General features: G+C 72.2%; 9 protein-coding genes. 8 read left to right on the top strand and 1 reads right to left on the bottom strand.

The features are described from left to right. Positions 1-34: 34 nt before the first annotated feature. A complete protein-coding gene (locus tag ACIP60_RS22470; RefSeq protein WP_400687120.1) occupies positions 35-1,624 on the top strand; it encodes a methylmalonyl-CoA mutase in 1,590 nt (529 codons plus the stop codon). Positions 1,625-1,705: 81 nt separating this feature from the next. Here the strand turns inward: ACIP60_RS22470 and ACIP60_RS22465 are convergent, their stop codons facing one another. After that, on the bottom strand, positions 1,706-3,760 hold the full coding sequence (locus tag ACIP60_RS22465) for a protease pro-enzyme activation domain-containing protein (protein WP_400687118.1): 2,055 nt from the start codon (positions 3,758-3,760) through the stop codon (positions 1,706-1,708). 402 nt (positions 3,761-4,162) lie between these two features. On the opposite strand from ACIP60_RS22465, the gene ACIP60_RS22460 reads away from it, so the two are divergent. The 7 genes from ACIP60_RS22460 to ACIP60_RS22430 all read left to right on the top strand — a co-directional run bounded on the left by ACIP60_RS22460 (position 4,163) and on the right by ACIP60_RS22430 (position 12,855). Next, positions 4,163-5,413: an amidohydrolase gene (locus ACIP60_RS22460; RefSeq protein ID WP_400687116.1), complete on the top strand. Its 1,251-nt coding sequence runs from the start codon at positions 4,163-4,165 to the stop codon at positions 5,411-5,413. 325 nt (positions 5,414-5,738) lie between these two features. Continuing rightward, positions 5,739-6,800, top strand: coding sequence for a BMP family ABC transporter substrate-binding protein (locus ACIP60_RS22455; protein WP_100837928.1), 1,062 nt, complete (start codon positions 5,739-5,741; stop codon positions 6,798-6,800). Positions 6,801-7,105: 305 nt separating this feature from the next. Then, complete coding sequence (locus tag ACIP60_RS22450) at positions 7,106-8,659, top strand: ABC transporter ATP-binding protein (RefSeq protein ID WP_400687113.1); 1,554 nt, start codon at positions 7,106-7,108, stop codon at positions 8,657-8,659. A 4-nt stretch (positions 8,660-8,663) separates the two neighbouring features. Beyond that, the gene (locus ACIP60_RS22445) at positions 8,664-9,830 is read left to right on the top strand and encodes an ABC transporter permease (protein WP_400687111.1); all 1,167 of its coding nucleotides are present in this window, start codon (positions 8,664-8,666) and stop codon (positions 9,828-9,830) included. After that, a complete protein-coding gene (locus ACIP60_RS22440) occupies positions 9,827-11,092 on the top strand; it encodes an ABC transporter permease (protein ID WP_400687109.1) in 1,266 nt (421 codons plus the stop codon). The genes ACIP60_RS22445 and ACIP60_RS22440 overlap by 4 nt, the downstream gene beginning before the upstream one ends. After that, positions 11,089-11,484, top strand: a complete 396-nt coding sequence (locus ACIP60_RS22435; protein ID WP_400687107.1) for a cytidine deaminase — start codon at positions 11,089-11,091, stop codon at positions 11,482-11,484. Before ACIP60_RS22440 ends, ACIP60_RS22435 begins: the two co-directional genes overlap by 4 nt. Before the next feature lie 93 nt (positions 11,485-11,577). Next, the gene (locus tag ACIP60_RS22430; protein ID WP_111556302.1) at positions 11,578-12,855 is read left to right on the top strand and encodes a thymidine phosphorylase; all 1,278 of its coding nucleotides are present in this window, start codon (positions 11,578-11,580) and stop codon (positions 12,853-12,855) included. The last annotated feature ends 8 nt before the right edge of the window (positions 12,856-12,863 follow it).

Genomic DNA, 12,863 nt, shown 5'->3' with positions numbered 1-12,863 from the left:
GCTAACCCTCACCACCCCCCGCGGAGGAACCCCCATGGCAGCCGAGCCACGCCGCACCGAGTCGGGACTGCCGATCGAGCCGGTGTACGGCCCCGAGACACTGGCCGGATTCGACGCCGCGAGCCGGCTCGGCACCCCCGGCCGGTACCCGTTCACCCGCGGCGTGTACCCGACCATGTACACCGGCAAGCCGTGGACGATGCGCCAGTACGCCGGCTTCGGCACCGCCGCCGAGTCCAACGCCCGCTACAAGCAGCTGATCGCCAACGGCACCATGGGCCTGTCGGTGGCCTTCGACCTGCCGACCCAGATGGGCTACGACTCGGACGCGGCGATCTCCTCCGGCGAGGTCGGCAAGGTCGGCGTGGCGGTCGACAGCGTCGAGGACATGAACGTGCTGTTCGGCGGCATCCCGCTCGGCGAGGTCTCCACCTCGATGACCATCAACGCGCCCGGCTCGCTCCTGCTGCTGCTCTACCAGCTGGTCGGCGAGGCCCAGGGCGTGCCCTCGGGCAAGCTGACCGGCACCATCCAGAACGACGTGCTCAAGGAGTACATCGCCCGCGGCACGTACATCTTCCCGCCCAAGCCCAGCCTGCGGCTGATCGCGGACGTGTTCCAGTACTGCCGGGCCGAGATCCCCAAGTGGAACACCATCTCCATCTCCGGCTACCACATGGCCGAGGCCGGGGCGAACCCCGCGCAGGAGATCGCCTTCACGCTCGCCAACGGCATCGAGTACGTCCGCACCGCGGTCGCCGCCGGGATGGACGTCGACGACTTCGCGCCCCGGCTCTCCTTCTTCTTCGTCTCCCGCACCACGCTGCTGGAGGAGGTCGCCAAGTTCCGTGCCGCGCGCCGGATCTGGGCCCGCGTCATGAAGGAGGAGTTCGGCGCGAAGAACCCCAAGTCGCAGATGCTGCGCTTCCACACCCAGACCGCCGGCGTGCAGCTCACCGCGCAGCAGCCCGAGGTCAACCTGGTGCGCGTCTCGGTGCAGGCGCTGGCCGCCGTCCTGGGCGGCACCCAGTCGCTGCACACCAACTCCTTCGACGAGGCGATCGCCCTGCCGACCGAGAAGTCCGCCCGGCTCGCGCTGCGCACCCAGCAGGTGCTCGCCTTCGAGACCGACGTCACCGCCACCGTCGACCCGTTCGCGGGCTCCTACGTGGTCGAGGCGATGACGGACGAGCTGGAGGCCGCCGCCCTGGAGCTGATGGCCAAGGTGGAGGACATGGGCGGCGCCGTCGCGGCGATCGAACAGGGCTACCAGAAGGGCGAGATCGAGCGCACCGCGTACCGAATCCAGCAGGAGCAGGACTCCGGCGAGCGGACCGTGGTCGGCGTCAACCGCTTCCAGCTCGCCGAGGAGGAGCCCTACGAGCCGCTGCGGGTCGACCCGGCGATCGAGGCGCAGCAGGCCGAGCGGCTCGGGCGCCTGCGCGCCGACCGGGACTCCTCGGCGGTGGACCGGTCGCTGTCGCAGCTGCGCAAGGCGGCGGAGGGCACCGACAACGTGCTGTACCCGATGAAGGAGGCGCTGGCGGCCCGGGCCACCGTGGGCGAGGTCTGCGACGCGCTGCGCGGGGTGTGGGGGACGTACGTGCCGGTCGACCGCTTCTGAGCGGTGCCCCCGGCGGGGCGCGGGAACGCGGAGGGGCGCCGGGAGAAGACTCCCGGCGCCCCTCCGCCGCGTTGCCGGCGGTTACTTCTTGATGGTGAAGGACTTGAAGAAGTCCTTGCCCGGGGAGCCCAGGCCGGTGGCGGTGTCGTAGCCCTTCGAGGCCGACAGGCCGTAGTCCGCGCCGATCTTGTAGAGGCGGACCCGGAGCGAGCCGCTCACCACGCCGAGGTCGACGACGTTGCCGCGCTTGGTGTGGACGGCGCCGTCGTTGACGTCGTTGAACGCCTTGGTGCCGGCCCGGTCGTAGAGGGCCGGGTTGGCGAAGCCGAGGGCGCGGCCGCCGCGGGCCTGGATCGCGTTGGCGAACATCGCGGCGGTCTCCGGGGCGGAGACCGAGGTGCCGCCGTAGCCGCCCTCGCTGTAGGCGCCGCCGTCGGTGAAGCCGACCAGGGTGGCGGCCACCAGGTCACCGCTCATCGCGATGTCGGGGGTGGCGCGCAGCGGCGTCCTGGACTTGGTGCCGTCGGCCGCGGTCTTGGAGACCTTGTCCGGGACGACGCCCTGCTGGTACCACGGCTGGGCGAAGTCCTTGGAGACACCGCCGCCGCCGCCGAAGTAGAAGGTGCCGGGGAACGGGCTCCAGGACTTCTGGTCGGCGGAGAGCACCGAGCGCAGGTCGCCCATCGAGACCTCGGCGCCGTACTTGCCGGCCTTGTTGTCGAGCTGGAGGGCGGTGCCGCCGACCGAGGTGACCCACGGGGAGGCGGACGGCCAGTCGGCCTGGGCCTGGTTGGTCTCGGTCTGGCAGTTGGCGCCGGTGGCGGCCGCGCCCGGGGAGCTGTCGCCGCAGTCGCCGGAGGAGAAGGTGAAGCCGATGCCGGTCACCGCGCCGAGCTGGAATATCTGGTTGTCGGCGGCGACCACGGCCGGGTCGATGTCGCCGGTGGTGCCGTGCATGATCTCGCCCCAGGAGTTGGAGACCACGTCGGCCAGGTGCTCGTCGACGACCTTGGCCATCGCGTCGTACAGGTCCTCGTCGTAGCAGGAGTTGCCGCCGACGTAGACGACCTGCGCGTCGGGCGCCAGGCCGTGCACCATCTCGACGTCGAGCGCCTCCTCGCCGGCCCAGCCGGCGGCGCCGCCGCACTCGTCCTCGTGGGTCCACTTGTCCGGGGTGACGTACTCGGTGTACTGGCCCGGCTTGAACGGCTGGTCGCCGTGCAGGGAGGAGAAGTGGTCCGCGTCCTGCTCCATGGTGGACAGGCCGTAGGCGTCGATGATCGCGACCCGGGCGCCCTTGCCGGTGACCTTGGCGTCGCTGACGCCGTACGCCTTGCGCAGCTGGGACGGGACGTACGAGCAGGGGGCGAAGGGCTCGTTCTTCTCGTAGCCGTCCGGGGCGCCCTTGGCGGTCTTGGAGCCGTAGCCGTCCTCGGAGCAGGTCGGCACGTCCGGCAGGGTGGCCGGGGCCTTCTTGTCGGGGGCGGCGAGCCGGGAGGCGGCGTTCGCGCGCTGCTCGGCCTCGCGCACCGAGGTGGCGTTCGAGCTGTTCTTGTGGATCGCGTCGGCCAGGCCGGAGACGGCCAGCACCGAGCCGGCCACCGCGGCGGGGACCTTGGCGTCCGAGGCGGGCGCGCGGTGGGTGCCGTCCGCGGTGCGGTAGTTGCGGAAACCGGTGCCGAAGGCCTTGGCCATCGCGGCGGTGGAGCCGGCCACCTGCACGTAGTGGTTCGTGCTGGCGGAGACGGTCAGGCCCGCGCCGGTCACCCAGTCGGTGACGGCCTTGACCTGCTGCGGGGTGGCGCCGAACTTCGCCTGGACCTGGTCGGAGGACAGGTACTGGCCGTAGGCCGGGGAGTTCGGGTCGGAGACCGCCTTGGCGAGCGCGGCCAGGCCGCTGGCGTCCCGGCCGGCCAGGTAGATCCGGGCGGTGGCCGGGGCGGCCGCGTCGGCGGCGCCGGCGTCGGCCTGCGGGGTGGCCCACTCGGGGTGGGTGCCGGGCAGGGCCTGGGCGCTGTCGCCGGCCGGGGTGGCGGCGGAGGCCGGAACGGCCGCGCCGAGGGTGGTGAGGATCAGTGCGGCGGCGACGGCGGCCGGAGCGATGCTCTGGGCGAGCTTGTTGCGCGCGATGGGCACGTCGGGTCCCCCCTTCTCGGTTCGATGGAGCGTCAGCTGCCCCTCGTGAGGGCGTGACGGGGCGCGCCGCGAGCGGAAGACCCCCCACCGCGGCACCGGAGTTGACTGTGCGAAAGCTGTCTATGCGGACTGATGTACGCCACTCAAGAGCACGTCCGAAAGCTTTACCCCGGCATGACCCGATCGGGGGGAAACGTTTGGCCGCCGCGCTCCGGGGCCCGCACGGAGCAGCCGCCGTGTCCGATGACCGGTGCGGTTCGTTGCACAGGCTCAGGGGGGCCGGAACGAAGGGCGGGCCGAAACGAAGTGTCTTACCCATCCCGGCAGCCGCCATGCACCCATCCGGTGATCAGTTCTCCGGAACCCGGGCCAAAACCGCACGACCGGCCTACCCTTGACAAGGTGAACGCTCCCCAGCCGGCAGCCGCCGCCACCGTCACCGCCGCCCGTCCGCCCGCCGACCTGCGCGCCCGGGTGGCGTCGTACCGGGCCGAGTTGATCGAGCTGCGCCGTGACCTCCACCGGCACCCCGAGCTCGGCCGCCAGGAGTTCCGCACCACCCGGCTGCTGCGCGAGCGGCTGGTCGCCGCCGGGCTGGAGCCGCGGGTGCTGCCCGGCGGCACCGGGCTGCTGGTGGACCTCGTCCCGCCGGGCACCGCGCTGGGCACCCCGCTGCTCGCGTTCCGGGCCGACATCGACGCGCTGCCGATCGACGACGCCAAGCAGGACGTGCCGTACCGCTCCACGCTCCCCGGCCGGGCGCACGCCTGCGGCCACGACGTGCACACCGCGGTGGTGCTCGGCACCGGCCTGGTGCTGGCCCAGGCGCTGGCCGCGGGGGAGCTGTCCCGCCCGGTGCGGCTGATCTTCCAGCCCGCCGAGGAGATGATGCCCGGCGGCGCGCTGGACGTGATCGCGGCCGGCGGGATGGAGGGGGTCGGCCGGATCTTCGCCGTGCACTGCGACCCCAAGGTGGCGGTCGGCCGGATCGGGCTGAAGGCCGGGGCGATCACCTCGGCCTGCGACAAGGTGCGGATCTCGCTGGACGGCCCGGGCGGGCACACCGCCCGTCCGCACCTGACCACCGACCTGGTCACCGCGGTGGCCAAGCTGGCCGCCGAGCTGCCCGCCGGGCTCTCCCGCCGGATGGACCCGCGCTGGGGGGTCTCGCTGGTGTGGGGGCGGATCGCGGCCGGCTCCGCGCCGAACGTGATCCCGCAGCACGCCGAGCTGGAGGGCACCGTCCGCTGCCTGGAGCTGGCCGGCTGGCGGGAGGCGCCGGAGGTGCTGGAGGAGCTGGTCGCGCACCTGGCCGAGACCCACCGCGCCAAGTGGTCCCTCGACTACCACCGGGGCGTGCCGCCGGTGGTCAACGAGGCCGCCTCGATCGACCAGCTGGAGGCGGCGATGAACGCCCGGTTCGCCGAGGGGCGCGGCCCGGTGGTCGAACCCACCGAGCAGAGCCTGGGCGGCGAGGACTTCTCCTGGTACCTGGAGCACGCCCCGGGCGCGCTGGCCCGGCTCGGCGTCCGCGGCCCGCACGAGAAGGGCGCCCGGGACCTCCACCAGGGCGACTTCGACGCGGACGAGCGGGCGATCGGGATCGGCGTCGAGCTGTTCGCCGCGCTGGCGCTGGAGCACGCCCGGACCTGACCGGGCGCGAGCGCGGGGAGCCCGGGGCCGCCGCCCCGGGCTCCCCGCGGTTCCGGCGCGGCGCCTTCCCGGCTCCCGGGCGGGGGCGTGGCGGCGAGGCGCCTTCTCGGGCCCCGGGCAGGGGGCGTAGCGTGGTGGACCGATACCAGCCGGTAAGGAACGCAGGGTTGGCCATGTGTGCGGCTATGTCCGGATTTGCCTGGGCGTACGACCACATTTTGATAACAACCCGGACGCCCCCGCAGGCCGTAACACAACCGTGTTCTACGCGCGTTACGGTGGCGCACGACCACGCCAACCGGGTGTGTGAGAAGGAGAAACTCCCTTGCGCCGTTCACTCAAGCTCGCCGCGGCAGTGCTCTCGGGTTCCCTGGGCATCGCCTCGCTCGCCGCCTGCGGCGCAAAGAGCACCGACAACAACTCCACCTCCTCCTCGGCCGGTGCGGGCAGCTCCAGCTTCAAGGTCGGCATGGCCTACGACATCGGCGGCCGCGGCGACCAGTCCTTCAACGACTCCGCCGCGCGCGGCCTGGACCAGGCCAAGACCGACCTGGGCGCCACCATCACCGAGGCCGAGGCCAAGTCGGGCGAGTCGGAGGGCGACAAGGAGCAGCGCCTGAAGTCCCTGGTCACCGGCGGCTTCAACCCGATCATCGCGGTGGGCTTCGTCTACCAGGACGCGGTGAACAAGGTCGCTGCCGAGAACCCGAACGTGAAGTTCGCGATCATCGACTCCTCCTCGGCCGACCAGCCGAAGAACGTCACCTCGCTGACCTTCTCCGAGGAGCAGGGCTCCTTCCTGGCGGGCGTGGCCGCCGCCAACAAGTCGAAGGCCAAGCACGTCGGCTTCATCGGCGGCGTGCAGTCCGAGCTGATCAAGAAGTTCGAGGCCGGCTACACCGCGGGCGCCAAGTCCGTCGACCCGAACATCCAGGTCGACGTGACCTACCTGACCACCCCGCCGGACTTCACCGGCTTCGCCGACCCGGGCAAGGGCAAGCAGGCCGCCCAGGGCCAGCTCGACAAGGGCGCGGACGTCATCTACTCGGCGGCCGGCTCCTCCGGCACCGGCGCGATCGAGGCCGTCTCCGCCGCCGGCAAGTGGGCCATCGGCGTCGACTCCGACCAGGCCAAGCAGCCCGCCCTGGACAAGTACAAGGACCACATCCTCACCTCGATGGTGAAGAACGTGGACAAGGCCGTCTTCACCTACGTCAAGTCGGCGAAGGACAACAGCACCCAGGGCGGCGTGCAGAACTTCGACCTGAAGGCGGGCGGCGTGTCGCTGGCCACCACCGGTGGCTACATCGACGACATCAAGGCCAAGATCGACGCCGCCACCCAGCAGATCACCAGCGGCCAGACCACGGTCCCGACCGCCCCGTAAGGCCGGTCCGGCCCACCGCCGGTCCGACCCGATCGCACGGCAGGGGCCCGGGCGGGCGCGCCCCGGCGCGCCCGCCCGGGCCCCTGCCGGTTCCACCCACGGCACACCGCCGCACCGCCCCCCCGGCCCCGCGGCACGGCTCCCCCCGGGTTTCCCCACTGAGCCCTCAGCGCGACGAAGCGCCCGACGACCAGCAGGAGATCGCCATCACCCCCTCCGACTCCGTCCCGACGGACGGCACCCCCCGCGCGGGAACGGCGACACCTGCCGTCGAACTGCGCGGCATCACCAAGCGCTTCCCCGGTGTGGTGGCCAACCACGACATCGACATCACCGTGCGGCGGGGCACCGTCCACGCGCTGATGGGCGAGAACGGCGCGGGCAAGTCCACCCTGATGAAGATCCTCTACGGGATGCAGAAGCCGGACGAGGGCACCATCGCCATCGACGGCGAGCAGGTGGAGTTCGCCACCCCCGCGGACGCCATCGCGCGCGGCATCGGGATGGTCCACCAGCACTTCATGCTGGCCGACAACTTCACCGTCTGGGAGAACATCGTCCTGGGCGGCGAGAGCCTGTACGGCATCGGCGCCAAGGCCAAGGCCCGCATCCGCGAGCTGTCCGACCAGTACGGCCTGGGCGTCCGGCCGGACGCGCTGGTCGAGGACCTGGGCGTGGCCGACCGGCAGCGGGTGGAGATCCTCAAGGTGCTCTACCGCGGCGCCCGGATCCTGATCCTGGACGAGCCGACCGCGGTGCTCGTGCCGCAGGAGGTCGACGCGCTCTTCGACAACCTGCGCGAGCTCAAGGCCGAGGGCGTCACCGTCATCTTCATCTCGCACAAGCTGCACGAGGTGCTCTCGGTGGCCGACGCGATCAGCGTGATCCGCCGCGGCACCACCGTCGGCGACGCCGACCCGCGCCGGGTGACCGCCCGCCAGCTCGCCGAGCTGATGGTCGGCGCCGAACTGCCCTCCCCGGAGAGCCGCGAGTCCACCGTCACCGACACCGAGATGCTCCGGGTCGAGGGCCTGCGGATCGCCAAGCCGGACGCCGAGGGCGTCGAGCGCGTCGTCCTGGACGACGTGTCGCTGCGCATCCGCAAGGGCGAGATCCTCGGCATCGCCGGCGTCGAGGGCAACGGCCAGGCCGAACTGGTCGAGGCCGTCATGGGCATGCTGCCGCTGGACGCCGGCACCGTCACGCTGGACGGCGCCGACCTGACCGGCACCCTGACCCGGGCCCGCCGCGAAGCCGGCATCGGCTACATCCCCGAGGACCGGCACCGGCACGGCCTGCTGCTGGAAGCCCCGCTGTGGGAGAACCGCATCCTCGGCCACGTCACCGAGCGGCCCAACTCCAAGGGCGTGCTGCTCGACCCGGCCGGCGCCCGGGCCGACACCCAGCGGATCGTCGAGGAGTACGACGTCCGCACCCCCGGCATCGAGGTCACCGCGGCCTCGCTGTCCGGCGGCAACCAGCAGAAGCTGATCATCGGCCGGGAGATGAGCCACTCCCCGAAGCTGCTGATCGCCGCCCACCCGACCCGCGGCGTGGACGTCGGCGCGCAGGCCCAGATCTGGGAGCAGATCCGCACCGCCCAGCGCGACGGCCTGGCGGTGCTGCTGATCTCCGCCGACCTGGACGAGCTGATCGGCCTGTCCGACACCATCCGGGTGATCTACCGCGGCCGCCTGGTCGCCGACGCCGACCCGGCCACCGTCACCGCCGAGGACCTGGGCAGCGCGATGACCGGCGCCGCCAGCGGCCACATCGAGTCCGCCCCGGGCGCCGACGCCGCCGCGCCCACCGACACCCCGTCCACCGACACCGCCGACGACGAGCAGGCGGGGGAGTAGCCACATGACCAGTCCCAACCCCCCGGCCGCACCCGCGGCCAAGCGGTCGCTGCGCGAGCGCGTCGACCTGGAGCGGATCGGGCTCGCCCTGGCCGCCCCCGTGCTGGCGGTGCTGCTGTCGCTGATCATCGCCGGCGCCCTGCTGGCGGTCTCCGGCCGCGACCCGTTCGACGCCTTCTCCATCATGTGGAACTACGGCACCGCGTCCGACGGGCAGGTCGCCGTCCTGAACAAGGCCACCGTGTACTACCTGGCCGCGGCCGCCGCCGCGTTCGGGTTCCGGATGAACCTGTTCAACATCGGCATCGAGGGCCAGTACAAGCTGGCCATGATGTTCGCCGCGTTCGTCGGCAGCCAGGTCGACCTGCCGGCCTTCCTGCAGATCCCGCTGCTGCTGCTCGTCGCGATGTGCGTCGGCGGCCTGTGGGCGTCGATCGCCGGTCTGCTGAAGGTCTACCGGGGCGTCAGCGAGGTCATCTCGACCATCATGCTGAACGCCATCGCCACCGCCGTGATCGGCGTGCTGCTGGTGCCCGGCATCTTCGCGCCGAAGACCAGCGGCACCACCAACTCGATCCAGACCGGCAAGATCTCCGAGTCCAGCCACTTCTTCTCGATCGAGACCCAGGGCGGCACCCTGTGGGGCTTCCTCGTGATCGCGGTGCTGGTCGGCGTGGTCTTCCAGTTCACCCTGAACCGCACCCGGTTCGGCTTCGACCTGCGCGCCACCGGCCGCTCGGAGACCGCCGCGAGCGCCTCCGGCGTCAACGTCAAGCGCATGGTGATCACCTCGATCGTGGTCTCCGGCGCGCTGGCCGGCCTGGTCGGCCTGCCCGAACTCATGCAGAACACCCCGTACTTCGGGCAGAACGTGCAGACCGGCCTCGGCTTCATCGGCATCTCGGTGGCGCTGCTCGGCCGCAACACCCCGATCGGCATCGCGTTCTCCGCGCTGCTGTTCGCCTTCCTGGACGCCTCCGGCGCCCAGCTGCCCACCCGGGGCGACTACCCGTCCGAGATCATCCCGGTGATCCAGGGCACCATCGTCATCTGTGTCGTCGTGGCCTACGAGCTGGTGCGCCGCTACGGCCTCAAGCGCCAGCAGCAGAAGGTCGGCGCCGAGCTCGCCGCGCAGGCTGCCGCGGCCGCCCAGAAGGAGGTCGCGGCATGAGCACCGCAGTCGCCGGCAAGCCCAAGACGCCGGTCGCGTCCGCGAAGCGGACCAAGCTCACCTGGCCGGTGGTGCTGCTGCTGATCGCGCTCGCCCTGGTGCTGTTCGCCGCGGTCGGCGCGGCCACCGGCAACCACGGCCTGACCTCCTCCGGCCAGATCGCCGCCGCGCTCTCCTCGGCCGTGCCGATCGCGATGGCCGGCCTCGGCGGCCTCTGGTCGGAGCGCGCGGGCGTGGTCAACATCGGCCTCGAGGGCATGATGGTGGCCGGCACCTTCTGCGGAGCCTGGGGCGGCTTCCTGGTCAACCCGTGGGTCGGCCTGCTGGCCGGCATGGCGGGCGGCGCGCTCGGCGGCCTGCTGCACGCGCTGGTCACCGTCACCTTCGGCGTCGACCACATCGTCTCCGGCGTCGGCATCAACCTGCTGATCCCCGGCATCTGCGCCTACGTCAACCGGATCTACTACAAGGACTACGTGGCCGACGGCGCCGGCGCCAACCAGTCGCCGCCCTCCGACTCGCTGCCCACCTTCACCTTCCCCGGCCTGTCCGGCTGGCTGGACGGCGTCGAGAAGCACCACTGGTTCCTGGTCTCCGACGTGGCCGGCATCGTCCGCGGCCTGGTCACCGAGCTGTCGGTGGTCACCCTGATCGCCGCCGTGTTCCTGGTCGCCAGCTACTTCCTGCTCTGGCGCACCGTGTTCGGCCTGCGGCTGCGCTCCTGCGGCGAGAACCCGTCCGCCGCCGAGTCGCTGGGCGTCAACGTCTACAAGTACAAGTACCTCGCGGTGACCGCCTCCGGCGCCTTCGCGGGCCTCGGCGGCGCGTACCTCTCGCTGGTCGCCGCGCACTTCTACCGGGACGGGCAGACCCAGGGCCGCGGCTTCATCGGCCTGGCCGCGATGATCTTCGGCAACTGGATGCCGGGCGGCCTGGCCGCCGGCGCGGGCCTGTTCGGCTTCACCGACAGCCTCCAGCTGCGCGACGCCGACTCGGTGCACGTGCTGCTGCTGGTGGTCGCCGTCGCGATGGCGCTGCTCGCGCTCTGGCAGTTCTACCGCCGCAAGTTCACCGCCGGTGCGATCAGCATCGTCGTCGCGGGCGGCGTCGCCGCGTGGTACGCCTGCACCGACGAGGTGCAGCGCCCGCTGATCGTGGCCACCCCGTACGTGATCACCCTGGTGGTGCTCGCGCTGGCCTCGCAGCGGCTGCGGATGCCCAAGGCGGACGGCCTGGTCTACCGCAAGGGGCAGGCCAAGTGACGGCGGCACCGGAGGTCGACTGGGCGGCGCTGCGCGAGGCCGCCCGGGCGGCGATGCGGCACGCGTACGCGCCCTACAGCAAGTACCCGGTCGGGGCCGCGGCCCTGGTCGAGGACGGCCGCACGGTGGTCGGCTGCAACGTGGAGAACGCCTCGTACGGACTCGGCCTGTGCGCCGAGTGCGGGCTGGTCTCCGCGCTGCACGCCTCCGGCGGCGGCCGGCTGGTGGCCTTCACCTGCGTGGACGGCGGCGGCGAGCTGCTGATGCCGTGCGGGCGCTGCCGCCAGCTGCTGTACGAGCACGGCGGGCCCGAACTGCTGGTCGAACTGCCCTCCGGCATCCGCCCGATGAGCGAGGTGCTGCCGGACGCGTTCGGACCGGAGCGGCTGTAGCCGCCCGCCTTGTTACGCGCGTAGAGTGTCGCGGGAGGACATCCCGCGGCACTCTTCGCATTTCACCTCTTCTGGATCTTCTGGAGCACCTGCATGGACGCCATCTCCGTCATCCGGGCCAAGCGCGACCGGGGCGAGCTGACCGACCCCCAGATCGACTGGGTCATCGACGCCTACACCCGCGGCGAGGTCGCCGACGAGCAGATGTCCGCCCTGGCCATGGCCATCCTGCTGAACGGCATGACGGCCCGCGAGATCAGCCGCTGGACCGACGCGATGATCCGCTCCGGCGAGCGGATGGACTTCTCCTCGCTCGGCGTGCCCACCGCCGACAAGCACTCCACCGGCGGCGTCGGCGACAAGATCACCCTCCCGCTCGCCCCGCTGGTCGCCGCCTGCGGCGCCGCCGTCCCGCAGCTCTCCGGCCGCGGCCTCGGCCACACCGGCGGCACCCTCGACAAGCTGGAGTCCGTCCCCGGCTGGCGGGCCCTGCTCTCCAACGAGGAGATGCTCGACGTGCTGCGCGGCTGCGGCGCCGTGATCTGCGCCGCCGGCGACGGGCTGGCCCCCGCCGACAAGAAGCTCTACGCCCTGCGCGACGTCACCGGCACCGTCGAGGCGATCCCGCTGATCGCCTCCTCGATCATGTCCAAGAAGATCGCCGAAGGCACCGGCGCCCTCGTCCTGGACGTCAAGGTCGGCTCCGGCGCGTTCATGAAGAACCTCGACGACGCCCGCGAGCTCGCCCGCACCATGGTCGGCCTCGGCCGCTCGGCCGGCGTCGCCACCGTCGCCCTGCTCACCGACATGTCCACCCCGCTCGGCCTCACCGCGGGCAACGCGCTCGAAGTCCGCGAGTCCGTCGAGGTGCTGGCCGGCGGCGGCCCCGCCGACGTCGTCGAACTCACCCTCGCCCTGGCCCGCGAGATGCTCGCCGCCGCCGGCGTCCACGGCAAGGACCCGGCCGACGCCCTGCGCGACGGCTCCGCCATGGACCACTGGCGCCGCATGATCACCGCCCAGGGCGGCGACCCCGACGCCGCCCTCCCGGTGGCCCGCGAGACCCACGTCGTCCCCGCCCCCGCCACCGGCGTCCTCACCGCCCTCGACGCCTACGCCGTCGGCGTCGCCGCCTGGCGCCTCGGCGCCGGCCGCGCCCGCAAGGAGGACCCGGTCCAGGCCGGCGCCGGCGTCGAACTCCACGCCAAGCCCGGCGACCCCGTCACCGCCGGCCAGCCCCTGCTCACCCTGCACACCGACACCCCCGAGCGCTTCCCCTACGCCCTGGAGGCCCTGGCCGACGCCGTCACCGTCGCCCCGGCCGGCACCGCGTTCACCCCGGCCCCGATCGTCCTGGACCGGATCGGCTGACCGCCGCG

The organism is Kitasatospora sp. NPDC088783 (assembly GCF_044750705.1).
Taxonomy (GTDB): domain Bacteria; phylum Actinomycetota; class Actinomycetes; order Streptomycetales; family Streptomycetaceae; genus Kitasatospora; species Kitasatospora fiedleri.
Note: the sequence above shows the minus strand (reverse complement) of the source record. Positions and strands in the feature narration are given on the sequence as shown.

What these genes read in the sequence shown, in the direction of transcription:
- ACIP60_RS22445 (WP_400687111.1), top strand. Translation starts at nt 8,664, where the DNA reads ATGACCAGTCCCAACCCCCCGGCCGCACCCGCGGCCAAGCGGTCGCTG.
- ACIP60_RS22440 (WP_400687109.1), top strand. Translation starts at nt 9,827, where the DNA reads ATGAGCACCGCAGTCGCCGGCAAGCCCAAGACGCCGGTCGCGTCCGCG.
- ACIP60_RS22470 (WP_400687120.1), top strand. Translation starts at nt 35, where the DNA reads ATGGCAGCCGAGCCACGCCGCACCGAGTCGGGACTGCCGATCGAGCCG.
- ACIP60_RS22430 (WP_111556302.1), top strand. Translation starts at nt 11,578, where the DNA reads ATGGACGCCATCTCCGTCATCCGGGCCAAGCGCGACCGGGGCGAGCTG.